This is a genomic window from Afifella aestuarii (assembly GCF_004023665.1).
Classification (GTDB): domain Bacteria; phylum Pseudomonadota; class Alphaproteobacteria; order Rhizobiales; family Afifellaceae; genus Afifella; species Afifella aestuarii.
Window position 1 is genome coordinate 972329 of sequence record NZ_SAUF01000001.1, and the last position, 23159, is coordinate 995487.

18 protein-coding genes are annotated in these 23159 nt (G+C 63.5%); 9 read left to right on the forward strand and 9 right to left on the reverse strand.

Features of this window, described 5'->3' with window-relative positions; translation table 11 throughout:
* Window positions 1-116: 116 nt before the first annotated feature.
* Window positions 117-746 (reverse strand): hypothetical protein, encoded by a 630-nt coding sequence (locus EO094_RS04515; RefSeq protein WP_128291079.1) that lies wholly within the window; start codon window positions 744-746, stop codon window positions 117-119.
* Window positions 747-1096: 350 nt separating this feature from the next.
* Between EO094_RS04515 and EO094_RS04520 the strand changes: the two genes are divergently transcribed.
* From EO094_RS04520 to EO094_RS04540, 5 genes are all read left to right on the forward strand, one after another.
* Window positions 1097-2011: a hypothetical protein gene (locus EO094_RS04520; RefSeq protein WP_128291080.1), complete on the forward strand. Its 915-nt coding sequence runs from the start codon at window positions 1097-1099 to the stop codon at window positions 2009-2011.
* 113 nt (window positions 2012-2124) lie between these two features.
* Window positions 2125-3069 carry a hypothetical protein gene (locus EO094_RS04525; RefSeq protein WP_128291081.1) on the forward strand — a complete coding sequence of 315 codons (945 nt, stop codon included), beginning with the start codon at window positions 2125-2127 and terminating at the stop codon, window positions 3067-3069.
* Window positions 3070-3236: 167 nt separating this feature from the next.
* On the forward strand, window positions 3237-5195 hold the full coding sequence (locus EO094_RS04530; protein ID WP_128291082.1) for a hypothetical protein: 1959 nt from the start codon (window positions 3237-3239) through the stop codon (window positions 5193-5195).
* A 153-nt stretch (window positions 5196-5348) separates the two neighbouring features.
* Window positions 5349-7559, forward strand: coding sequence for a type I secretion system permease/ATPase (locus EO094_RS04535; protein WP_205649817.1), 2211 nt, complete (start codon window positions 5349-5351; stop codon window positions 7557-7559).
* Window positions 7556-8899, forward strand: a complete 1344-nt coding sequence (locus EO094_RS04540; RefSeq protein WP_128291083.1) for an HlyD family type I secretion periplasmic adaptor subunit — start codon at window positions 7556-7558, stop codon at window positions 8897-8899. Before EO094_RS04535 ends, EO094_RS04540 begins: the two co-directional genes overlap by 4 nt.
* A gap of 149 nt (window positions 8900-9048) precedes the next feature.
* On the opposite strand, the gene cydX is transcribed toward EO094_RS04540, so the two are convergent.
* The 7 genes from cydX to EO094_RS04575 form a co-directional block, all read right to left on the reverse strand.
* A complete protein-coding gene (gene cydX, locus EO094_RS04545) occupies window positions 9049-9198 on the reverse strand; it encodes a cytochrome bd-I oxidase subunit CydX (RefSeq protein ID WP_092815755.1) in 150 nt (49 codons plus the stop codon).
* Window positions 9199-9217: 19 nt separating this feature from the next.
* Complete coding sequence (cydB, locus tag EO094_RS04550; protein ID WP_128291084.1) at window positions 9218-10372, reverse strand: cytochrome d ubiquinol oxidase subunit II; 1155 nt, start codon at window positions 10370-10372, stop codon at window positions 9218-9220.
* Window positions 10373-10377: 5 nt separating this feature from the next.
* On the reverse strand, window positions 10378-11955 hold the full coding sequence (locus EO094_RS04555; protein WP_128291085.1) for a cytochrome ubiquinol oxidase subunit I: 1578 nt from the start codon (window positions 11953-11955) through the stop codon (window positions 10378-10380).
* 81 nt (window positions 11956-12036) lie between these two features.
* Window positions 12037-13734, reverse strand: a complete 1698-nt coding sequence (locus EO094_RS04560; protein ID WP_128291086.1) for an amino acid ABC transporter ATP-binding/permease protein — start codon at window positions 13732-13734, stop codon at window positions 12037-12039.
* Between the two features lie 10 nt (window positions 13735-13744).
* Window positions 13745-15475 (reverse strand): thiol reductant ABC exporter subunit CydD, encoded by a 1731-nt coding sequence (gene cydD / locus EO094_RS04565; RefSeq protein WP_128291087.1) that lies wholly within the window; start codon window positions 15473-15475, stop codon window positions 13745-13747.
* A 29-nt stretch (window positions 15476-15504) separates the two neighbouring features.
* The gene (locus EO094_RS04570) at window positions 15505-16029 is read right to left on the reverse strand and encodes a GbsR/MarR family transcriptional regulator (RefSeq protein WP_128291818.1); all 525 of its coding nucleotides are present in this window, start codon (window positions 16027-16029) and stop codon (window positions 15505-15507) included.
* Between the two features lie 320 nt (window positions 16030-16349).
* Window positions 16350-17303: a LysR substrate-binding domain-containing protein gene (locus EO094_RS04575; protein ID WP_164879555.1), complete on the reverse strand. Its 954-nt coding sequence runs from the start codon at window positions 17301-17303 to the stop codon at window positions 16350-16352.
* 181 nt (window positions 17304-17484) lie between these two features.
* Between EO094_RS04575 and EO094_RS04580 the strand changes: the two genes are divergently transcribed.
* From EO094_RS04580 to EO094_RS04595, 4 genes are read left to right on the forward strand one after another with little or no spacing between them, the layout of a single operon-like run.
* Window positions 17485-18663: a CaiB/BaiF CoA transferase family protein gene (locus EO094_RS04580; protein ID WP_128291089.1), complete on the forward strand. Its 1179-nt coding sequence runs from the start codon at window positions 17485-17487 to the stop codon at window positions 18661-18663.
* Between the two features lies 1 nt (window position 18664).
* Window positions 18665-19825: an acyl-CoA dehydrogenase family protein gene (locus EO094_RS04585; RefSeq protein WP_128291090.1), complete on the forward strand. Its 1161-nt coding sequence runs from the start codon at window positions 18665-18667 to the stop codon at window positions 19823-19825.
* 8 nt (window positions 19826-19833) lie between these two features.
* Window positions 19834-21249 (forward strand): MmgE/PrpD family protein, encoded by a 1416-nt coding sequence (locus tag EO094_RS04590; protein ID WP_246008360.1) that lies wholly within the window; start codon window positions 19834-19836, stop codon window positions 21247-21249.
* Window positions 21242-22114: an aldolase/citrate lyase family protein gene (locus tag EO094_RS04595; protein ID WP_128291091.1), complete on the forward strand. Its 873-nt coding sequence runs from the start codon at window positions 21242-21244 to the stop codon at window positions 22112-22114. Before EO094_RS04590 ends, EO094_RS04595 begins: the two co-directional genes overlap by 8 nt.
* A 71-nt stretch (window positions 22115-22185) precedes the next feature.
* Here the strand turns inward: EO094_RS04595 and budC are convergent, their stop codons facing one another.
* Window positions 22186-22947, reverse strand: coding sequence for a meso-2,3-butanediol dehydrogenase (budC, locus tag EO094_RS04600; protein WP_128291092.1), 762 nt, complete (start codon window positions 22945-22947; stop codon window positions 22186-22188).
* Window positions 22948-23159: the final 212 nt, after the last annotated feature.

Genomic DNA, 23159 nt, shown 5'->3' on the forward strand with positions numbered 1-23159 from the left:
GCAGAGGCACGTTCTGCGTGTACCTTGGGTGCTCCGTAAGCAGAGGTTATTCTAATTAAAAATTAGAATCTATATGTTTTTTCGAGTTTATTTGTGTCTTCGGGCGTTTCGTATTGTCATCGGTCAGGGGAGGGAAGGGGCCCGCCGGAGTTTTTCTCTGTGTTTGCCCGCAGATGGCGTTCGAGCTCAGGGAGGAATTGCCAGAGGTCGCGGTTGAGTTCTGTCATCGAGTGCGCCGCTTCGTTCATCTCGTCGAGGCGCTGGTCATCGAGCGGACGCTCACGTCCGAAATAGATACGGCCCCGCTTCTCCTCGATCCGCATCAGGTTTGTGTGCGTGATCTCGCCGAGCTGGTCGACCGCAAACATGGAATGGTTGAGCTCGTTGCGCAGCTTCGTCGCCGCCTCGAAACGTTTCACGAGAAGCTTCAATTTCTTGGCAATCACGTCATCGCGGAGCTTTGCCTTCGCCAGCCTGTTGACGAGATCGAGCCGCGCCCGCGTGGTGTTGAGCGTTCCGAAGACGATGACCGAGGTCGGGTGGTCGGTTTCCATCAGCAGCATGAGGACGTGGACGAACAGGCTCTCGTTGTTCGACCAGTTGAGCACCAGGTTGCCGATGGTGGCGAAGATGCGCATCCGCCGCTCCTGCAAACCGCGCGGCGGGGCGGAGAACGCCTGGAAGGTGGGTGGCTCCGGAAGGCGCGAATCGGCTGCGGCGTCGTCCGCCGGATAGGTCTCGTCCACCGATGAACCTCTTTGAGTTTATCTCGCGTAGGCTAAGGTCGACGGCATTCAGATTCAAAGTCAATGCAGCAGAAGTAGCGCAGTGTCAGGTTATTCCTGACGCTCTTTAGGGTAATACATGTTATCTGTATAGGAATAACTCTGTCGTGTCAGGATTTTTTACGCGGAAACGGGGAATTTCCTGAGAGACAATTTGCCTCTGCGTCGCTCACCATTGGCGCAGTTGCTGGATGTTCCGGCAACCGGGCCCACCAGGGCTCCGACCAACGCGAGAGGCTGTTGAAGCCGTTCAATCCGCGTAGATGACGGGTTGCGGTCCCCGGCGGTCTCTCGACCAGAGGGAAGTGAAAATGGCTACTGACCGTAACAATCTGGCATTCGCCAATGCCGGCGTCGCCGGTGCATTCCAGGACAGCTGGGGGAACGGCGTCGATGCGTCTGTGACGAACCAGGATTTCGACGTTCTCAGCAACAACGACGCGAGCGACGACGACAATCTTGATCTCGACGATCAGGACGTGGTCGACATCGACGACAACGACGGTGGCGACGACATCGACGTCGCGGTTCTCGGTTCCGGCAATTCGAGCACGACCGATATCGATACCGACGAATCCTACTTCAGCGGGAATGAATCGACCTATACGTCGGACACGTCCGTCGACGTCTCCAATGTCGGCAACGAGACGTTCTCCTCCGACTTCAGTTCGGACGTCTCCTCGACCAACACGTTCAATTATTCCGACGATGACGTGAACACGACCGGCAGCAACAACACTGCCGATGTCGGCGTCACCGACAGCTTCAACGAGACGATCGGCAATGTCGGCAATTGGTCGGACACCGATATCCATACGAAGATGGAGCAGATCTCCGACAGCGATCTCGTCGACGTCGATGGCCTTTGCGGCAATATCGACGATCTCCTGTCGCTCGGCGGTGACGGCAACGTCTTCGCTTTGGATCAGGTCCAGACGATGATGGATAGCGATTTCGTCGCCAATCCGACCGTCACCAACAACGGCCATCTGGATCAGGCGGCGTATAATATCGACGGCGGCTACGCAGATGCGACCTCCGGCGTCGGGAATGTCGACGGTGCCAGCGATGTCGGCGGCAACGCCAATGCCGGCGCGGACGCTCTCGCGGACCTCAGCGGCTTCGACCAGAGCATCAGCATGGGCGGCAACATCCAGTACGCCAGCATGAATCTCGATGTGGTCGGCGGCAGCGCGGACTCCGACATCATGGGCGACGACACCTGATCCTATGCGCACGGCTTCGGCCGGATACGCATTCTTTCAACATCCGCTTGCGGGCATCGCCCTAAACGCTCCGGCTGTGCCTGCGCGAGCGACGACTTTCAAAGGAAAACGCTATGTTCAACTTCAATCCGGCTCCTCCGGCGCCCGAAGAAAACAACACCGGCAGCACCAGTGCCGGCGTTGTGGGTGCGTTCCAGGACAGCAGCCACAACTTCGTTGACGGCTCCGAGAGCAATCTGAGCTCCTCCTTCATGAGCGGCAACGATCTTTCGGATGACGACAACCAGGATATCGACGATCAGGACGGTCTCGATTTCGACGACAACGATGCCGGTGACGACATCGATATGGCGGTGGTCGATTCCCTCAACACCTCCTCGTTCACCGTGGACAAGGATGTGTCAGTCGGCAGCGACAACACCAACACGGTGTCGAAGACGGTCGACGTCGATGTGGAAGATTCCGGCAATTCCTCGGTCAATATCGCGAAGGCTTTAAACTTCACCGAGGAAAACACGACCAATTGGTCGGATGACGATGTCAACACGACGAACAGCGGCAACACGCTCGGCGTCAACGTGGACAATGTCGGCAATCACACGCTGACCGATTCCTTCAATGCCAGCTCCTACACCGATATCAGCAACGATTACTGCCTCGAAGACAATGATCTCGTCGATCTCGACGGGCTCCAGGGCCGTATCGACGATATCTTGAGCGTCGGCGGAGACGGTAACGTCCTCAGCGGTCTGCAGGATCAGCTTCTCACCGACAACGATCTGGTGATGAGTCCGTCCGTGTCGAACAGCGGCTGGGCTTCCGTCAGCCAGGATGCCGGGTGCATCGACGGTGGCTGGACCGATTCTGACGCAACCGTCGGAAATGTCGGCGGTGACAGCGACGTCGGTGCCAATGCGACGGCCTCTGCGGATGCTGCGGCCAATCTCTCTGCGTTCGGCCAGACAATCGAGACCGGCCTCAACACGCAGTATGCCCGCATCGACACGAGCGTCGTGGGTGGTTCCGACGACGGCGATATCGCCGGCGACGACGCCTGATCAGCCGAGCCCGCTGAACGGTGTTCGAAGGCTGAGGAGACTCAAACTTCGAGCGACACTGACACTGAGAGCCGCGCCATGTCGCGGCTCTCTCTGCCTCAACTCGGTCAGAATCTCGGAGCCGCGCCGTGCGTGCCAATGCCGTCGCAGAAGCCATATCCAGATTCATGGGGTTCTTCGAACCGGTCGATGAGACCGCGAAGTTCCGCATCGAGCATCCCGATTTCGATTTCGGGCGTCGCCCGGTTGAGCTGAACCCGGATGCGCCGGGAACGCTTGTCAATGTGTCCCCGGATGATGGACCTGCGGGCGGGGAAGGCGTTTCGCTGCGGCTTGGCGGATATCCGTCCGTGTCGGTCGATCCGGCGGGGCATCATCCGGCTCCGGTGCCATCGGGCCATGGGTATGAGCCGGTCTTTCTGAGCGATCGCGGCCCGGTTTTCATGCGCCCTGGCGAAACGGCGAGCGTCAGCGCCCCCGGCGCCTTTGTCGAGCCGGATGTGCGGGCGGTCTACAACGAGGCAGTCGATTCAAGCTTCGGCGTGGTCCGTCAGCATGCTGTACTCGACGACAGCGATCAGCTCTCGCTGGTCGATGGGGTGGACCCTGTCTCTCTCGTCCCCGATGCGGGCGGGGACCTCCAGACGATGATCGATGCCGCGCAGATCTGGCGGGAAGAGATTTGGCGCGCCGAAACATCGGGCGGAGACGTCTCTGAGGAGAACTGGAACGGCGAGACCGGCGGGCTGCACAATCCTGCAGAGATCCGCGAAGCGCTTCTCCCCTCGGCCTATCACAATCCGGAAAGTGCCGGGCCAGTGACTGGCCATGACGGCGCTTATGTGAACGGGCAGCCGTCCCCCGATTACCCGACGGTCGACGAGATTTTCGACCGGCTCGGTCTCGGCGAAGACGAGGCCGATGAAGCTCCGAAAGACCCCCTCGATGTGGCGGTGACGGCCGAGATCGACCTCGGCCACAACACCGTCGTCAACGAGGCGACGGTCCTGCAGGCCGATACTTTTGCCCGCACGACGATCGTCATGGGCGACTATTACGAAACGAATGCGATCAATCAGCTGACCGTGCATCTCGATGTCGACGAGCGTCCGGCCGGGGCTGGTTTCGATGGCGCCGGCAGCTCTTACACAGATGCCTACAACGTCGCCGTTTTCGAGCGCAGCGAAGGTGTGACACCCGGGCCCGCCGATCCCGCCGGCTACTTCGTGCCTTACGACTACGAGGTGGATGTCATCGACGGCGACCTCATCACCTCCCGTTTCATCGAACAGATCCGTGTCGTCCTGGATAACGATCAGGTCGTTCTCACCTCGGTTAGCGAGGATACGGTGATCGAGACGGGAGGGAATGTCTCATATGGCTCGGTTGATTTTGCGGCCCTCCAGGATTTCTACGACGTCATCATCTTCGGCGGCAGCGTCTATGAAGGAAACTACATCGACCAGGTGAGCATCCTTCTCGACAATGATTACATCGCGCCCGGGGCGGCGGCCGGCGGCAGCATCGCGAGCTCCGGAAATCTTCTCTACAACTTCGCCTCCATCCATAATATCGGCGGAACCGATTTCCGGCCTGTGTCTGAGACGATGTCGGATCTCGTCTCCGCCTTCGGTCGTGGGGAGGAGACCTTCGACCGCTCCCTCGGCGAGCCGCTCGATTTTCTTGGCAGCTCGCATCTGCGCATCCTCTACGTGACCGGCGACCGGGTCGAGCTCACGCATCTCAAACAAACGACCATCCTCTCGGACGCGGACACCGTCGATTATGCGCGGCAAACGGCGGCCGAGCTCGTCAACAAATCCGGGACGGACGTGCCCTGGCATATCGAGACCGGCGGCAACGCGGTCGTCAATGCAGGCCAGATCATCGACTACGACACGGCCGGTTCCGTGCGCTTCCTCGGCGGCGACTACTATTCCGATTCCATTCTCGCGCAGGCGGACCTCGTTCCGAGAGGAAACATGTCCGTTTTCGACACGGCGAAGCTTGCGCCGGAAGTGATCGCCTTCACGAGCCCCGACATCGACGTGCCTGACGAGGAGGGCGGTTTTGCAATCCACTCATACGACATGCCTGGCGATGGCCTGGCGAGCTTTTTCGGGTGAACCATGAAGTTGATGTCCACGGAAATGTCAGGTGGGGGCGGCACCGGCGATGTCGTCGAGGATGTTGCGAGAGCGCGCAAGCGCCCTTCTGTGCAAGGACCGCAGGTTGCGGCGCCTGCCTCGTCTGACGCCTCACGGTCTGGCAGCCTTCAGATGACGCCTGCGGCCCAAGCGGCGATCGCCCGCATGGAGGAGGACATTCTTCGCGTGGTCGCGGTGGCCGCACGGACGCCCCGGCTGCATGGGAAGACGAAAGAGCCGAGAGCTTCGTGGCAGGGTCTTCCGAAGGCGGTGCAGCTCGACGATCTCGCTTTGGTGTCCACCGCGAAAGCCGCCCCACAGCCTCCTCGTGGAGAGGCCGCTCAGGCAATGCCTTCGTCGGCGCCGCCAATGCAGGAGCGGGAGGGCCGCGGCACCGGAAAGCTCGACGACGTCAATCCGGCGAAGTTCCGGGAGCCGGAACCTGCAAAGGCGAAATCTCCCCCCTTTGCGCCCGTGATCGAGATCGAGAAGAACGAGCGCACCGAGCTGCCCGTGCAAAAAGGAGGTGGCGGCAAGCCGCCGCCGTCTTCTGGTGGCAGCGGCGGGGGAGGCGGCGGTTCCGATGGCCGGCCGAAGATGCAGGAGCGCGTCTCGCAGCCGAATTTTCGCCAGGCGCTCGCGCTGACGGTCGCAAAGGTGAAGACGAACATGCTGGTCGTGTTCGTCTTCACGATCGCGATGAACGTTCTCGTTCTCGCCGTGCCGATCTATCTTTTCCAGATCGCCGACCGGGTTCTCACCAGTCGCTCCGTCGATACGCTCGTCATGCTGACGCTGATCACGGCGGGCGCGATCGTGGGGCAGGTGCTTCTCGACGTTTTCCGCCGGCGCATTTTGATGCGCACGGCCTCGGAGATCGAGACGCGGCTGAGTTCGCCCATTTTGAGTGCGGCGGCGCGCTCTGCGCTTGGGGGAAGCGGTCGCGATTATCAGGTGCTGGGAGATCTCCAGCATATCCGCAACTTCGTCACCGGCGGCACGCTTCTGGCGATGCTCGATGCGCCGCTTGCGCCGATCTTTATCCTGGCGGTTTTCCTCGTCCACCCGCATCTCGGTTTCATCGTCTGCACGTCGATCCTGCTCTTGATGATCGTTGCGTTCATCAACCGTCAGATCACGGCGAAACCCTTCGCGGAAGCCAATGCGCATCTGACGATGGCCAACCTCAACCTGGAATCCCTGTCGCGCAATTCGCAGATCATCAATGCGCTCGGCATGATCCCGGAGGCCGTGCGCATGTGGGGACGTGCCAATGCCAACTCGCTCCGCCACCAGGTAACCGCGCAGGATCGCAACGTCTTCTTCACCGGCGTGTCGAAGGGGGTTCGCCTCTTTGCCCAGATCGCCATGCTCGGCTGGGGTGCGCATCTGGCACTCGACGGGCGGCTGACGGGCGGCATGGTGATTGCCTCCTCGATTATTGCGAGCCGCGCGCTCGCACCGGTCGAAGGCACGATCGAGGGATGGCGCACCTATATCCAGTCCCGCGCGGCCTATGACCGGATCGCCAACTTACTGCGGACCTCGCCGCTCAATGTGGAACGCCTCAGACTGCCGCAACCGACGGGCCGCCTCGACGTGGAGCGCGTGCTCTTCGTGCCGCCGCCCAACAAGCGGGTCATTCTGAACGGCGTCACCTTCAGCCTGGAACCCGGAGAGACCCTGGCGATCATCGGGGATTCCGGCGCCGGCAAGTCGACTTTGGGCAAAATGCTGGTCGGATCGATCGTGCCGACGGCGGGAAGTGTGCGGCTCGATCTCATGGAACTGAAGAACTGGGACCCGCGGCAGCTCGGTGAGAACATCGGCTATCTTCCGCAGGACATTCAGCTCTTTCCCGCCTCCATCAAGGCGAACATCGCCCGTATGCGCGAGGATGTGACGGATGAGATGATCTTCGAGGCCGCCTCTCTCGCCGGGGTGCACAAGCTGATCGCATCGCTGCCGCAGGGCTATGAGACCATGATCGCGGGCGATGGCGCGCCGCTCTCCGGAGGCCAGAAGCAGCGGATCGGCCTGGCCCGCGCCTTCTTCGGCAATCCGCGTCTCGTCATCCTCGACGAGCCGAACTCCAATCTCGACACGGCCGGCGAGCAGGCGCTCGCCCAGGCGATCGAAAAGGCGAAGACGGTCGGCACGACGGTTATCGCCATCACCCAGCGCACGGCACTTCTGCGGTGCGTCGACAAGATCATGGTCATGAAGGACGGCACCGTTCAGGCGATCGGTGAGCGGCAGGCGATGCTGCAAGCTCTTGCCGGTCCGAAAAAACCCGGGCCCGGGGGTGCGCCCGGCGGAGAGGTGAGGGGAGACCAGGCATGAGCAAGAAAGCTGGCGGAGACTACCCGCTGGAGGAATGGTATGCGCCCGTTCCTCGCTCCATCGCGTCGGCCTCTCTTGCCGGCGCCCTTGTGATCGGGCTCGCGTTTGCGGGCTTCGGAGGCTGGGCGGCGACGGCACCGCTTGCCGCGGCGGTCGTGGCGAGCGGCACCTTCGTGTCCACCGGCCAGAACAAGCTGGTGCAGCATCTCGAAGGCGGCATTATCCGGGAAATCCGGGCGCGAGAGGGTGACCGGGTCGATGCTGGCCAGACCCTGCTCGTGCTCGATTCCGTTGCTCCGCGCGCCAATGCGCGGCGCCTGTCGATCCGGCTGGCGCGTCTGCAGGCGGCGAGCGACCGGCTCTCGGCCCAGGCGGCCGGGCGCGAGGCGTTGGTCTTCCGCGATGTGCGTTTGAACGATGCGGATGGCGAGGAGATCCAGCAAATCCAAGATATGCAGAGACGCCTCTTCGATGCCGCGCTGGCGCAGCTGAAGGGCAATGAGCACATCGTCGAAGGCAGCATTCAGGCGCTGCGCGAAAGGCTGAAGGGTGTGGAAGCCCAGAAGGCCGCCGTTTCCGAGCAGCTCCGGCTCATCCTCAAGGAGCGCGAAGGCAAGGCCGTGCTTCAGGAGAAAGGCCTCTTGCCGCTGAGCCGTCTGTTCGAAATGGACCGGGTGATCGCCGAAGCGCGGGGCATGGTCGGCAAACTCGAGGGGGACGAAGGCGATCTCAAGAGCCAGATTGCCCGCCATGAGGCGGAAATCGCTCAGCTTCGCCAGGAAACGCGGCAGCGGGCCGGCGACGAATTGCAGACCGTCAACAGCGACCTCGACGATATCCGCGAGCAGCTGGCCGCGGCCTCGGACGTTCTCGGCCGCGTCGAGATCCGCTCGCCGGTCGCCGGCATCATCGTCAAGTTCAACTACAATACGATCGGCGGCGTCATCGAAAGCGGCAAAGACATTCTGGAGATCTTGCCGGAGAACGAGGATCTCATCATCGAGGCGCCGGTGAAACCGTCCGACATCGACGATGTGGCGCTCGGGCAAGCCGCGACCGTCAACCTGACGAGCTTCAACCGCAGGACCACGCCGGCCTTCACCGGCACGGTGATTTACGTGTCCGCCGATACGATCCGCGGCAAGGATCGCGACAACCCGAAAGACGTCTACCTCGTTCGTGTGCTTCTCGACGACAAGCATCTGGCGCAGGCGCAGGAGTTGCACATCACGCCGGGCATGCCAGCCGAGATCTTCATCGAGACGGCGTCGCGCACGTTCCTCGATTACATCACGAAGCCGGTGAGAGACAGTATGGGCCGCGCCTTCCGGGAAAGCTGAGCCCGGGAAAGCCGAGCCGCCTCCGGAGGGGGATCCGGCGGTTCCTTTCGCAAGCGTCGTCTCAAGGGGGATCGGGCGCGAGCGTTTCGGGATGATGGCCGGCAGGCGCGAGTGTCCTCCCGGCGGTTCGCCGCCGGGAGGACACGTTTTCAGGCTTGGGTCGGTCGCTCGGCGGCCGGTTTTTGGGGCGAATGCGCTTCGATGCGCTCATCCTCTTCCATGAGTTCGAACCACATGGCGTTGAGAACGGCAAAGGCGGCTGCCAGCGGCAGGCCGAGAAGCCAGGCGAAATACCACATCTCAATCTCCTCCTGTCGCTTAGTAGGCGTGGCTCTTGCCACCGCTGATTTCGTCCTCGTCGACCTTGCCCCACAGCACCCGATAGACCCAGGCGGTATAGACAAGGATGATCGGCACGAAGATCGCCGTGACGACGAGCATGATGAAGAGCGTGAGGTGGCTCGACGAGGCATCCCAGACGGTGAGGCTCGCCTTCGGCATGAGCGACGACGGCAGGATGAAGGGAAACATCGACGCACCGACGGTCGAAATGATGCCGACGATCGAAAGGCCGCTGACGATCACGGTGAGACCTTCCAGGCGGATCCTGAGCAGGATGAGCGCCAGGAAGGCCGCGGCGATGCCGAGGATCGGCGCCGCCATCATCCAGGGATAGGTCTCGTAATTGCCGAGCCAGATCCCTTCTCCCATCTCGACCGATTTTACGAGCGGGTTTGAAGGCCCGACCGGGTTGATCGAGCCGACGATCCGGTAGCCGTCGACGAAAGCCCAGATATAGGCGCCGGCAAGCACGAAGAGGGCGATCGTCGCGATTGCGGCGATGCTTCCATAGTTGCGGGCGCGCTCACGCACGTCACCTTGCGTCTTCAAGACGAGCCAGGCGCCGCCATGCATGATGAGCATCGAGACGGAGACGAGACCGCACAAAAGCGCGAAGGGATTGAGCAGCCCGAAAAACGTGCCGTCGTAGAAGATGCGCAGATCGCTGTTGAAGCGGAAGGGAACGCCCTGGAGGACGTTGCCGACGGCGACACCGAAGATGAGCGCCGGCACGAACGAGCCGATGAAGAGAGCCCAATCCCAGTTCCGACGCCATGTGGGGCTCTCGCGTTTGGAGCGGTATTTGAAGCCGACCGGCCGCAAGATGAGCGCGAACAGGATCGCGAACATGGCGAGATAGAAACCGGAGAAGGACACCGCATAAAGCGGCGGCCAGGCGGCGAAGATCGCGCCGCCTCCGAGGATCAGCCAGACCTGGTTGCCTTCCCAGACCGGGCCGACGGAGTTGATGACGACACGTCGTTCCAGATCGTTCCTGGCGACGAAAGGCAGCAACGTGCCCGTGCCGAGATCGAAGCCGTCGGTGACGGCAAAGCCGATCAACAGAATGCCGAGGAGCCCCCACCAGATCAGGCGAAGGACATCGTAGGAGATAAGGTCGTGAAGGATCATAGCTGTCACTCCGCCGGTACGACGTGGGAGGAGATGGCCGGGCTTTCAGGCTCTTCCTCGGGATCGGGCCCTTTGCGGATCGCCGCCACCATCAGGCCCATCTCGATGATGAAGAGGGTCGTGTAGATGAGGACGAAGCCGATAATGGTCATCAAGACCGTGCCGGCACCGAGATCCGAGACTGCTGCGGCGGTCGGCAATACGCCTTCGATGATCCAAGGCTGACGTCCGAATTCGGCGACGAACCAGCCGCTTTCGGCCGCAATCCATGGCAGGGGGATGGAAAAGACCGCCACCCAGAGGAGCCAGCGGCGCTTCTCCAACGTGTGCTGGGCCGACAAGACGAAGAAGACGCCCATCAACAGGATGAAGAAGAAGCCGAGGCCTACCATGATGCGGAAGGTCCAGAAGAGCGGCAAGACGCCTGGGACCGTGTCCCATGCCGCCTTGGTGATCTCCTCTTCGCTGGCATTGCGCGGGTCGTCGACGTAGCGCTTCAGAAGAAGCGCATAGCCGAGCTCGTGACCGTTGTCTTCGAAGGTCTTGCGAAGGTTGCCCGGAACTGTGTCACCCGGTGGGAGACTGCGGATCTGCTGCAAGGCGTCGAAGGCCGTAATGCCTTGCCGGATGCGCACTTTTGCGAGTTCGACGAGCTCCTCGATCCCGGGGATCTCGGTGTTGATCGAGCGCGTGCCGATGAGGCCCATCACCCAGGGAATATGCACCGCGTAATGCGTTTCGCGGTCTTCCTGGTCGGGGATGCCGACGACGGTGAAGGCCGCGGGAGCGGGCTCGGTGTGCCACATGGCCTCGATCGCAGCGAGCTTCATCTTCTGATGCTCGGTCGAGAGGTAGCCGCTCTCGTCACCCAGAACGACGACAGAGAGGGCGGAAGCGAGGCCGAAGGAGGCCGCGACCGCCATGGAGCGCTTGGCCAGCGCGATGTGGCGCCCCTTCAAGAGATACCAGGCGGAGACGCCGAGTACGAAGACGGCGGCCGTCACATAGCCGGCGGAGACCGTGTGTACGAATTTCGCCTGCGCCACAGGGTTGAAGAGAACCGCGGCGAAATCCGTCACCTCCATGCGCATCGTGTCGAAGTTGAAGGCCGAACCGACGGGGTTCTGCATCCAGCCGTTGGCGATCAGGATCCACAAGGCGGAGAGGTTGGAGCCGATGGCCACCGCCCAGGTTGCGGTGAGGTGGCCGCGCTTCGACATTTTGTCCCAGCCGAAGAAGAAGAGGCCGACGAAGGTCGCTTCCAGGAAGAAGGCCATCAGACCTTCAATGGCGAGAGGCGCGCCAAAAATGTCGCCGACATAGTGGCTGTAATAGCTCCAGTTCATGCCGAACTGGAATTCCATGACGATGCCGGTCGCGACCCCGACGACGAAGTTGATGCCGAAGAGCACGCCCCAGAACTTCGTCATCTGCCGCCAGATCGGGCGGTCGGTCATGACGTAGACCGTCTCCATGATGGCAAGCATGATGGAGAGGCCGAGGGTCAGAGGCACGAAAAGGAAGTGGTAAAGCGCCGTCAACGCAAATTGCAGGCGCGATAGATCTACAATGTCGAGTTCCATCGGCGGTAACCGGTTTGCCCGGTCTCCTTTCTCTGCCGGCTCCCATCGGGTGCGAGGCCGGCGGTTGATCCCGCGTCGCTCCTAATCGGGACGGAGGGCTTCGAGCGCCTGCTCGAAACCCGGTTCGTTGCGCCGCGGGGCCGCAACGATCTGCCCCTGTTCCAGGATGACGAGACGGTCGGCGATCTCCGCCTCCCGCCGCAAATGTGTGCTGATGACGAGGCTGCGGCCGCGTCTCTGGCCCTTAAGGCGTCGCATGATTTCGCGCGCGGTCGGGCCATCGAGGCCTTCGGTCGGCTCGTCGAGAAGCCAAAGAGGCGTGTCGCGCAGGAAAAGACGCGCCAGCGAGAGGCGTCGTGCCTGGCCGCCGGAAAGGCCGAGCCCGCCTTCACCGAGCCGGGTTTCGAGACCAGCAGAGAGAGCTTCGACATCCGCTCGAAGGCCGGCGGCCTCAAGCGCGCGCCAGAGCCTCGCCTCGTTCGCGTCAGGATCGGCGATCTGAAGATTGCCGGCGAGTGTGTCCTGAAAAAGCTCGGTGCGCTGGGTCAAAAGCGTGGCGGGAAGATGCGCGATGTCGCCCGCCTCGGGTGTGGCTTCGTCGGCCAGGAGCGCGAGCAACGTCGATTTGCCGGCGCCGCTCGGCCCCACGATCGCCAGGGTCTCGCCTTCCGCGAGGGTGAGCGAGATGTCGCTCAGGCAAAGCCTTTTCGCACCAGGGTAACGGAAACCGACGGACTTCAGGCGCGCCGCTTCCCCGTTTGGCGGCATAGAAGGCGATCGTGCCGGAGCCACAGGATCTGTCTCGAGGCGCGGAGCGAGACGGCGTGCCCCAAGCCTTGTGCGGCCGAGCTCGACGGCGCCGCGTTTGAGGGCGGCAAAAGGTTCGACGGCTGCAAAGACGACGAGGATCGCAAGCGCTGCCGCTGGCGCGCCGATCTCGTTCGCCTCGGCAAGGCGCGCCGCGACATAGAGCGTGCCGGCAAGAAGCAGGGCGCCGGCAATGCCGAACGCGGCGGAGGCCTTCGTCTCGATGCGGTTCAGACGCTCATCGGTGGCGACGAGGCGCGCATCTGTCCGTTCGATCACACGGCGCTCTGCCGTGAGACGGGCGGCCATTGCAAGTTCCGTCTGGCCGGCGATGAGATCGATGGTGCGCGCCCGCAGAGCTTCCGTGAGATGCGCACGTTGCAGCCCAGGAGGGAGCGCGGCTGCGGCCGTTTTGAGGGGAATGGCAAGGCCGAGGACGGCAAGCCAGAGAAAGGCGGCGAGGCCGAGCCAGGGGTTGAGCGCGGCGAGAACGAGGCCGGAGGCAGCCGCCGCGGCGAATGCCGCCAGGAACGGTACCAGAATTCGCAGATAAACGGAATCGAGCGCATCGATGTCGACCGTCAGGCGGAAAAGAAGTCGTGCCGGGCGCTCCAAAAGATGCCGCGCCGCGCCGGCCGGGGCCCAGCCGCGGAACAGCCTTTCGCGCAAGGCGGCGAGCGCGCTCAGGGTCGCTTCATGTGTCGTCAGCCGCTCACCGTAGCGGCCGGCCGTGCGGGCGATCGCCAGGAAGCGGATGGCGGCGGCGGGGGCGAAGACATCGAAAGCGAGGGCTGTGGCCGTCGAGAGGCCGGCGATCGCCGTTGCCGTGATGAACCAGCCGGAAAGGCCGAGAAGGCCGACGCCGGCGAGAACCGTCACCGCGGCAAGGGCAGCGCCCGCCGCCAGCATGGGCCGGCGCTCGGCGAGGAGCACCGCGAGAACGGGACGAAGATCGGTCCAGGCCGCTCTCATGCCACGACCTTCATGCCACGGCCCTCATGGCCTGTTTCGGCAGATAGACGATGCGGTCCATGCGGTGCGCCAGAAGCGGGTCGTGGGTCGCCACGATCAGGGTGCGGCCTTTGGCGAAGGCGAGGAGATGGTCGGCGATGTCTTCGGCGGTTTCGTTGTCGAGATGGGCGGTCGGCTCATCGGCGAGAACGAGCGAGATGCCGGGATCGGCCGTCAGCCTTGCCAGCGCCACACGCAGGGCTTCTCCGCCGGAGAGGCCTGAGCCGCCTTCGCCAAGATGGCCATCGCGGCCGTCAAGGATGTGGGAGAGGCCGGCCGCCGCGAGGGCCTGTCGCGCCTCGTTGCCACCGATCCAGGGACGGTGAAGCGTGACATTGGAGACGAGGTTGCCGCCGAAAATGTGCGGTGTCTGGCCGATCCAGGCGATCTGACGGCGCAGCGATCCGGCGTTGGTCTTGTCCAGAGGTCGCTCTGCGATGCGGACGCAGCCGCCATCCGCGGGTGCAAGCCCGGCGATCAGAGCAAGAAGTGTCGACTTGCCGGAGCCGCTCGGCCCGAAGAGGGCGATCTTTTCGCCCGCCGCAACAGAGAGAGAGAAGTCCTCGATCGCCGCCTGCTCGGTTCCGGCATGGGCGAAGGAGAGATTTTCAAGCCGCACGGCCGGTGCGGGTGTGCGCGCGCCGTCTCGCTGGTCGCCGTCTGCGTCATCGGTGCCCGCATCCAGGAGGGCTAAGTCCATTGCGGAGAGATCGTCGAGCGCCTTCAGGGCGGCTTCGCCCGCAGCCCGGTCGTGCCAGATGCTGGACAGATCCCGCAAAGGCTCAAAGAAGGCGGGAGCCAGAAGGAGGACGAAGAGCCCCTCGCCGAGGCTGAGCCGGCCGCCCCAGGCGCCGAAGGGGAGCTGGCCGAGCAGATGGAAGCCGATATAGACCGCCACCATGGCGACGCCGAGCGCGGCGAAGAGCTCCAGAACGGCGGAGGAAAGAAAAGCGATCCTGAGAACCGCCATGGTGCGCGCCCGCAGGGTTTCCGCCTCCTGGCGCAGGCGCCTGGCCGTGGCATCGACTGCGCCCATAGCGCGGATGGTTGCAAGGCCGCGCAGACGGTCGAGGAGAAAGCCGTTCATGTCGCCGAGCCCGGCAAGCTGCGCTTCGCTCGCGGCCTGGGCGCGCCAGCCGATCAACGCCATGAAGACCGGAATGAGAGGGGCTGCGATCAGAAGGACGATCGCTGCCGCCCATGAGACCGGGAAGACGGCGAGAACGATCGCGAGCGGCACGATCACGGCTTTGAGGCGTGCGGGACGATAGCGGGAGAGGTAAGGCACGATCGCCTCGCCCTGTTCGCCGAGAATGCTGGCTGCCACGCCTGAGGCGGGACGCCCGGAATCGAGTGGCGAGCGTGCGGCGAGGGCTTTTGCGGCCTTGGCCCGCCGCTCGGAGAGGATCTGGCGGGCGCGCCGGAAGCAGAGGCGGCCGGCATAGCCGTCGAGAAGTGCCCGGACGATGCCGAGTGTGGCGACGGCCAAAGCGGCCGTTGCGACGTTCAGCCCGAAATCCTCAGGCGCGGGGCCCTGACCGGCCAGATCGCCGATGACGAGGGCGATCAACGCGGCCTGCGGGAGCCAAAGAAGAGCAGCGAGCACTTGCAAGCCGGCACCCAGGCGCATGGGCGGCAGAGGTTCAGTCCGCGCCTTGCGGCGGCGGGAGCGTGGGCTTCTTGCGACCGAGCTCTCTCGCATCTGCGGGCTTTCGTATGTCGCCTGGCGGATCACGTCTTCCGGCCATTCCTTTTAGAGGAGCCGAGGGCGACAATCTTGTCCTTGGTCTCCAACAATTTCGTGACCCGGGCGCCGAGCGCGAGCAACGTTGCGAGACGCTCCGTTTCGAGCGTCTTCACGTCGTCGTACCAGCCGGTGAGCTGCTCGATGAGGGCATGCATGTCGCGCATTTTCGCCTGGGCATGCGCTTCCGCCTCGTTGGCGGGCGGCTCCATCAATGCCTCGCGCAGAAAGGTCAGGGTGGGATCGATCTCGCGGCGCTTGCGGCCTTCGGCCAGGGTTCTGAGGATCTCCCAGACATCGTCCGGCGTCGTGAAGAAATCGCGCCGGTCGTCCGGCAGATGGCGCAGCAGGACGAGGTTCCAGCTCTGCAATTCGCGCAGGCTCATGGAGACGTTGGAGCGCGAGACGCCGAGAGCATCGACGATGTCGTCGGCGCAGAGCGGTCGCGGCGAGATGTAGAGAAGCGCGTAGATCTGCCCGACCGTCCGGTTGATACCCCACCGGCTGCCCATCTCGCCAAAATGCAGGATGAAGGACTGGACCGGGGGCGGAAGATCTGGGCGCAAGAGTGATTTCTCCAGTTAGTTCAGAAATCTTTGAAATTCATAAAGACGAATTCGTTCGGGGGCAACGCGGGCAGAACGAAGGGGATATGGGGATCATTGGGCGCGTGCCCGGCCGATCAAGCCCCGGGCAGACGGAAAGCTGCAAATATTAGAATGGCTTCAGCTTGGCGCGCCGGGTTGCGCGCGAACCGTCCCCGAAGAGCTATGCGAAAAGCTATGGTCTGATATGAGGCGGCAAACGAAATGCGGTGGCTTCTGCCGGCGTCTCAAGTCCTGGCGGACGAGGTGGGATGCGGGCGCGCCTGACCTGCCCGCCAGGCGGCAAGCCGGTTCTCCTGCGGTGAGGCGACCGCATCGGCGAGCCGCCGAACGAGATTTGACACCGGCCGATCACGCGGCAGGCAGATAACGAGATCGCGCTGCGACCAGTCGTCGGAGATGGCGATGACCTTGGCACCCTTTTCCAAGGTTTCCGCCGGGATGACGCTCGCCGGCACGATCGACACGCCGGCGCCGGCGGCCACCATGCGGCAGACGCTGCCGAAGCTTCTGACCCGGATGCGGATGGTCAATTCGCGGCCGAGCCGGTGCGCGTGCTTTTTCAGATGCGCGGAAATCGCCGAGCGGGTGTCGAGGGTGATGAAGCTCTCGTCGAGGAGATCCGTGAAGGTGACGGCGCTGCGCTGCGCCAGCGGATGCCCCGCTGGGGCGATGAAGACAAGGCGGTCGGAGAGGATCGGAATGGTCTCGATACCGTCGAGCTGGGCGTTTTCCGCCGCAATGCCGATGTCGGCCTCGCCGGAGCGCACGGCGGTGGCGATCTCATCGGAGGTGTCTTCCTCCAGATCGACGATCACGTCCGGGTGGCGGGCGAGAAAGCTCGCCAGCACGTCGGGAAGAAAGCTGGTGATGGCATTGGAATTGGCGCGCAGCTTGATGAGACCGCTTTCGCGCTGCTTCCAGGCCTCCACCGCACCGTCGAGGCGCTCCGCCTGCAAGAGGACGGCTCGGGCATGGCCCGCGACCATGAGGCCCGCGCGCGTCGGCTTGGAGCCTCGGGCGGTGCGCTCCAGCAAAGGCACGCCGGCGCGGCTTTCCAGGATCTTCATGCGCTCGTGCAAGGCGGAGACGGAGATGTGATGGAGACGTGCCGCCTCCGCCATGCTGCCGAGCTCGCTCACCGCCACGAAGAGCCTGAGATCGGTCAGGTCGAAATGCATCCAGCTTTCTCCGTTGCCGAAAGCAGCATCCAGAGAATACGACTGGTCCGCAAGCTCTTTCCTGTCGTAGGCGGCATGGATCGTCTTCGAAGCCCGCCGCAGAATGTGGGCCCGTAGCGAACCCGCGAGGAGAGAGGAAAGCGAACCATGAGAGGCTGCGTATGAGAGGCGGGGCGACGCCGTGACGAGGCCGCTCGATGGAATTCTCGTCGTCAGCATCGAGCAGGCGATCGCGGCCCCCTATGCGACGCGGCTTCTGGCCGATCTCGGGGCGCGCGTCATCAAGGTAGAGCGGCCGGATGGTGGCGATTTCGCGCGCGAATACGACAAGCGGGCGCGCGATATGGCGAGCCATTTCGTCTGGACGAACCGTTCCAAGGAAAGCCTCACGCTCGATCTGAAGCGTGAAGAGGGCGTCGCGATCCTGAAGCGGCTTTTGAAGAAGGCCGACGTCTTCGTGCAGAATCTCGCGCCGGGTGCCGCCGAGCGGCTCGGTCTCGGAGAGAAGACGCTGCGGGCGGACAACGAAAAGCTGATCACCTGCGCGATTTCGGGCTACGGCGAGGGCGGGCCTTACGGCAAGAAGAAGGCCTATGATCTTCTCATCCAGGCCGAGGCCGGCTTCGTCTCGGTGACGGGTTCGCCCGGCCAGCCGGCCAAGGCCGGGATCTCGATCGCCGACATCGCTGCGGGCGTCTCCGCCTACAGCACCATCCTCGCCGCGCTTCTCAACCGCCACAAAACGGCGAGGGGCGACCATATCGAGATCTCCATGCTGGAGGCGATGGCCGAATGGATGGGCTATCCAATGTATTTTGCGACCGATGGGGCACCGCCGCCGCCGCTCGCGGGCGCCGGACATGCCACGATCTTCCCTTATGGGCCCTATCGCACGGCCGACGGCACGGTGATTTTCGGCCTGCAGAACGATCGCGAATGGGCGGCCTTCTGCCAGACGGTGCTGGAGCGGGACGATCTCGCCGGCGATGCGCGCTTCAAGGGCAATGCCGGGCGCGCGGCGCATATGGATGAGATCAACGAGGCCATCAACGGTGTCCTTTCGCGTCTCACCACTGCCGAGGCGATGGCGCGGCTCGAGAAAGCCAATATCGGCACGGCGAGCCTCAACGACATGGCCGCGCTCTGGGCCCATCCGCAGCTTGCCGCCCGCAATCGCTGGCAGGAAATCGCCATTCCGACGGGGACGATTCCGGCCCTTCGTCCGATCTCCGGCGCGGCCTGGCAGCCACGGCTCGATCCCGTGCCGGCGCTCGGCGAGCACACACGCGCCATCCTGGACGAACTTGATATCACGCAAGAGGAGGCTGCGGCGCTCGCAGCTTCCGGAAAAGACGAGTGACATGATTGCAGACGAGGAAGACCACCGCGATCTCCGCGACGCGCTTCGCGCGCTGTGCTCCGAATTCCCGGCCGAATACCACCGCAAGCACGGGGCTGCGGAGACCTATCCGGAAGAGTTCATCACGGCTCTGACGGAGGCAGGCTGGCTCGCCGCCATGATCCCTGAGGAATATGGCGGATCAGGACTTGGCCTGACGGAGGCCTCCATCATCATGGAGGAGATCAACCGCTCGGGCGGCAATGCCGGGCATTGCCACGGCCAGATGTACAATATGGGCACGCTGTTGCGGCACGGTTCGGAGGCGCAGAAGAAAGAGTTTCTGCCGAAGATCGCGTCGGGCGAGCTCCGGCTCCAGTCGATGGGCGTGACGGAGCCGACGACGGGCACCGACACGACGAAACTGAAGACGACGGCGGTCAAGAAAGGCGACCGCTATGTCGTCAACGGCCAAAAGGTCTGGATCTCGCGCATCCAGCATTCCGACCTGATGATCCTGCTCGCCCGCACCACGCCGCTTGCCGACGTGAAGCGGAAATCGCAGGGGTTGTCGATCTTCCTGGTCGATCTCAAGGAGGCGATCGGCAACGGCCTCTCGGTGACGCCCATCCGCAACATGGTGGGCCACGAGACCAACGAACTCTTCTTCGACGATCTGGAAATTCCGGCTGAAAGCCTCATCGGCGAAGAGGGCCGGGGTTTCAAATATATCCTCGACGGGCTCAACGCGGAGCGCACGCTGATCGCCGCCGAATGCATCGGCGACGGCTATTGGTTCGTCGACAAGATGGTCGCCTATGCCAATGAGCGCACCGTCTTCGAACGCCCGATCGGTCAGAACCAGGGGGTGCAGTTTCCGATCGCGCGCGCCTATGTCGACATCGAGGCGGCCAATCTCATGCGCTTCAAGGCGGCGCGGAAGTTCGATGCACATGCCGATTGCGGCGCAGAGGCGAACATGGCGAAACTTCTCGCCGCCGACGCCTCCTGGAAGGCTGCGAATGTCTGCCTGCAGACGTTTGGTGGCTTCGGCTTCGCCGAGGAATACGACGTGGAGCGCAAGTTCCGGGAGACGCGGCTTTACCAGGTGGCGCCGATCTCCACCAATTTCATCCTCTCCTATGTCGCCGAGCATGTTCTCGGCCTGCCGCGCTCCTTCTGAGGTTCCGAATGGCTGATGCCGGACAGCGCAACCCGCTTTTGATGCAGGCGACAGGCCGGGAAAGCGCCGAGCTCGCGGCCTTCGCTGCCGGCCTCGATCTCGACGCCGTGCCCGAAGAGGTGGTGGCACGGGCCGTCGATTTCTTCGTCGACTGGGCGGGCTCGGCTCTCTCCGGGCGCGGGCATCGCGCTATCGGCGTTCTGGAGCGCTATGCCGAGACGATGGGCCCCGCTGATGGGGGCGCTGAAATGCTCACCAATCGACGTGCTACCTCGCCCGTCTTCGCCGCGATCGTGAATGCGGCCGCGAGCCATATCTCCGAGCAGGACGACGTTCACAACGGCTCCGTCTTCCATCCGGCGACCGTCGTCTTCTCGCCGGCGCTGGCCGTGGCGCAGACGGTCGGCGCCTCAGGCCGCGATTTCCTGGCGGCCGCAATCGCCGGCTATGAGGTCGGTATCCGGGTCGGCGAATTTCTCGGCCGCTCGCATTACACGGTCTTTCACACGACCGGCACGGCGGGGACTTTTGCGGCGGCAGCGGCCGTCGGCCGTCTTCTCGGGCTCTCTGCCGGAGAGATGGGCGAGGCCTTCGGTTCCGCCGGCACGCAATCGGCCGGGCTTTGGGAATTCCTGCGCGATGCCGCCGATTCCAAGCAACTGCACACGGCGAAAGCGGCGGAGAACGGTCTGATGGCCGCCTATCTGGCGCGCGATGGCTTCACCGGGGCAAAACGGATCCTGGAAGGAAAGCAGGGGCTAGCTGCCGGGACATCATCAGATGCCGATCCCGCAAAGCTTGTCGACCGGCTTGGTGAACGCTGGGCGCTCGCCGAGACATCGTTCAAGTTTCACGCCTCGTGCCGACACACGCATCCGGCGGCCGACGCGCTCCTGAAGGTTGTGATGGAGCACGATCTTGCCGCAAGCGATATCGCCACCGTCACAACCCATGTGCATCAGGGCGCGATCGATGTTCTGGGCGCCGTCACACAGCCGCAGAGCGTGCATCAGGCGAAGTTTTCCATGGGCGCCACGCTCGGCCTCATAGCCGCACATCGCAAAGCGGGTCTTTCGGAGTTTGCCAGCGTGCTCGACGATCGCGTCGCGCTGTCCTTCATCGACAAGGTGGACATGGCGCTCGATGCGGAAGTCGATCAGGCCTATCCGGCGCGCTGGATCGGCAAGGTCATGGTGACGACCGGCGATGGGCGGCGGCTCGAAGGGCGTGTCGACGTACCGAAAGGCGACCCCGGCAACACGCTGAGCCGGGCCGAGATTACCGAGAAGGCGCGGGCGCTGGCAGTGTCGTCCGGTGCGGTTGAGCCAGGCGAACTGGACCCACTGATGGACCGGCTTTGGTCCATCCCTGAGGCCGAGAAGATTGGTTTTCTTCTTCCTCGAAGGAGAAGCGATGATGGCTGAAACGCGTTTTCCGTTCCTGCCGCTCTTCGTGCCGGCCGACAGGCCGGAGCGTTTCGGCAAGGCTGCCGCGTCCGGCGCCGACGCCGTCATCATCGATCTCGAAGATGCCGTTGCGCCCGCTGCCAAAGAGGCGGCGCGGGAGGGGCTCGGGCAGGGCCTTGCGGGACTCAAGCCGGGCGAGACGGAGATCTATGTTCGCCTCAATGGCGCCGATACGGGATATTTCGCCGACGACCTGGAAGCTGTCGCGACTTTGCCTCTGACGGGCATCGTTCTGCCAAAAGCGGAAGATCCCGCCATTCTGCGGATTGCCCGAGAAACGCTCGGGGCGAACGGCCGCGTCATTGCCCTTGTCGAAACGCCCCTCGGCATCGTGCGCGCCCGCGAGCTTGCGCAGGTTGCCGACCGTCTCGCCTTCGGTTCTCTCGATTATGCCGTTGCGCTCGGCGCGCGTCATGTGCGGCACGCGCTCGATGCGGCCCGTCAGGAACTCGTCCTCGCCTCCGCCTGCGCGGGGCTGCCTGGCCCGATCGACGGGGTGACCACGACCTACCGCGACGAGCAGGCGGTCGTTGATGACGCCGCCTATGCGGCCGATCTCGGCTTCGGCGGCAAGCTTCTCATCCATCCGGCACAGATCGCCCCCGCCATTCGCGGCTTTTCGCCGACGGGTGAAGAAATCGTCCGTGCGGAGAAGATCCTGTCGGCTCTCACGGAGAGGGAGGGGGGCGCTGTGTCTCTCGATGGAGCGATGGTGGATGCTCCCGTCGTGAAATGGGCGCAGACCGTCAAATCGCGGGCGCTCCGGCTTCAGGCTTTGCAGACGGACGGCGAAGCGGGCGCTGCGGCACGGGCTCGATCGTGAAATCGCCCTGATGCCGAAAAGGGCGGAGCCTTCGCCCCGCCCTCTGTTCTCTGATGCAGACTGGCGTCAGGTCAGGCCTGAACCGGCTGGCCATTCGAGGCCGACACACCGCCATCGACGGGCACATTGGCGCCGGTCATGAAGCTCGCGTCGTCGCTTGCGAGGAAGGCGATGACGGCAGCCACCTCCTCCGGTTCGCAGGGGCGGCCGAGGGGAATGCGGCCGCGAAAGGCGTCGACGAGTTCCTTATCGTCCAGCATGTCCTCGGTCAGGCCGGTCTTGGTGAAGCTCGGGCAGACGGAATTGACGCGGATGCCGCGCTTGCCGAGATCGAGTGCAAGCGCTCGTGTGTAGTTCACGATCGCGCCCTTCGCGGCGTTGTAGGGGCTCATGCCCCAATCGCCCCCGGTTCCGGAGACGGATGCCGTGTTGATGATCGACCCCTTGGTCTTCTCCAGCTCCGGAATGGCGGCGCGGCTGCCATAAAAGACCCCGTCCACATCCGTCTTCATGACCTTGTGCCACTGCTCGTCCGTGATGTCTTCGGGGTTGCCGTTTTCCAGGACGCCCGCATTGTTGACGAGGATGTCGAGCCGGCCGAACTGATCGATCGTCTTGCGGACGGTGCCGTCGACTTCCTCGCGTTTGGAGACGTCGGCGCGGATCGACAGGGTCCGTTCGGTCGGCAGGCTGCCGGCCACTTCTTCGAGCCTGTCGGAGAGGTCGACCAGCGCCACATTGGCGCCCTCGCTGGAAAAGCGCCGGGCTGTCGCCTCACCCATGCCGGAGGCGGCGCCGGTTACGAGAACGACCTTGTTGTTAAAGCGGTGCATGGAACAACTCCTTCCGGGCAGGCGCGAGGCGCCTGCCAATCTTCATTGTGTGCGGATTGTATGAAGGAGCAACGCGGCAGCCGCCCGGACGATCCTCGGTTTTTGCCGAAGGGGGCTTTTGGAACGCGTCGGGACTTGGGTGTCGACGCAAGTGCCGGATCTGGCTTGCTTCGAAACCCTGTGGATGAGGAGAGTTGGTTTCCGGAGGGGGC

Excerpts from the sequence above, each read along its gene's own strand:
- EO094_RS04520 (WP_128291080.1), top strand. The coding sequence starts at position 1,097 with ATGGCTACTGACCGTAACAATCTGGCATTCGCCAATGCCGGCGTCGCC.
- EO094_RS04525 (WP_128291081.1), top strand. The coding sequence starts at position 2,125 with ATGTTCAACTTCAATCCGGCTCCTCCGGCGCCCGAAGAAAACAACACC.
- EO094_RS04530 (WP_128291082.1), top strand. The coding sequence starts at position 3,237 with ATGGGGTTCTTCGAACCGGTCGATGAGACCGCGAAGTTCCGCATCGAG.
- EO094_RS04535 (WP_205649817.1), top strand. The coding sequence starts at position 5,349 with ATGACGCCTGCGGCCCAAGCGGCGATCGCCCGCATGGAGGAGGACATT.
- EO094_RS04540 (WP_128291083.1), top strand. The coding sequence starts at position 7,556 with ATGAGCAAGAAAGCTGGCGGAGACTACCCGCTGGAGGAATGGTATGCG.
- cydX (WP_092815755.1), bottom strand. The coding sequence starts at position 9,198 with ATGTGGTATTTCGCCTGGCTTCTCGGCCTGCCGCTGGCAGCCGCCTTT.
- cydB (WP_128291084.1), bottom strand. The coding sequence starts at position 10,372 with ATGATCCTTCACGACCTTATCTCCTACGATGTCCTTCGCCTGATCTGG.
- EO094_RS04555 (WP_128291085.1), bottom strand. The coding sequence starts at position 11,955 with ATGGAACTCGACATTGTAGATCTATCGCGCCTGCAATTTGCGTTGACG.
- EO094_RS04560 (WP_128291086.1), bottom strand. The coding sequence starts at position 13,734 with ATGAGAGCGGCCTGGACCGATCTTCGTCCCGTTCTCGCGGTGCTCCTC.
- cydD (WP_128291087.1), bottom strand. The coding sequence starts at position 15,475 with ATGCGAGAGAGCTCGGTCGCAAGAAGCCCACGCTCCCGCCGCCGCAAG.
- EO094_RS04570 (WP_128291818.1), bottom strand. The coding sequence starts at position 16,029 with ATGGGCAGCCGGTGGGGTATCAACCGGACGGTCGGGCAGATCTACGCG.
- EO094_RS04575 (WP_164879555.1), bottom strand. The coding sequence starts at position 17,303 with ATGCATTTCGACCTGACCGATCTCAGGCTCTTCGTGGCGGTGAGCGAG.
- EO094_RS04585 (WP_128291090.1), top strand. The coding sequence starts at position 18,665 with ATGATTGCAGACGAGGAAGACCACCGCGATCTCCGCGACGCGCTTCGC.
- EO094_RS04590 (WP_246008360.1), top strand. The coding sequence starts at position 19,834 with ATGGCTGATGCCGGACAGCGCAACCCGCTTTTGATGCAGGCGACAGGC.
- EO094_RS04595 (WP_128291091.1), top strand. The coding sequence starts at position 21,242 with ATGGCTGAAACGCGTTTTCCGTTCCTGCCGCTCTTCGTGCCGGCCGAC.
- budC (WP_128291092.1), bottom strand. The coding sequence starts at position 22,947 with ATGCACCGCTTTAACAACAAGGTCGTTCTCGTAACCGGCGCCGCCTCC.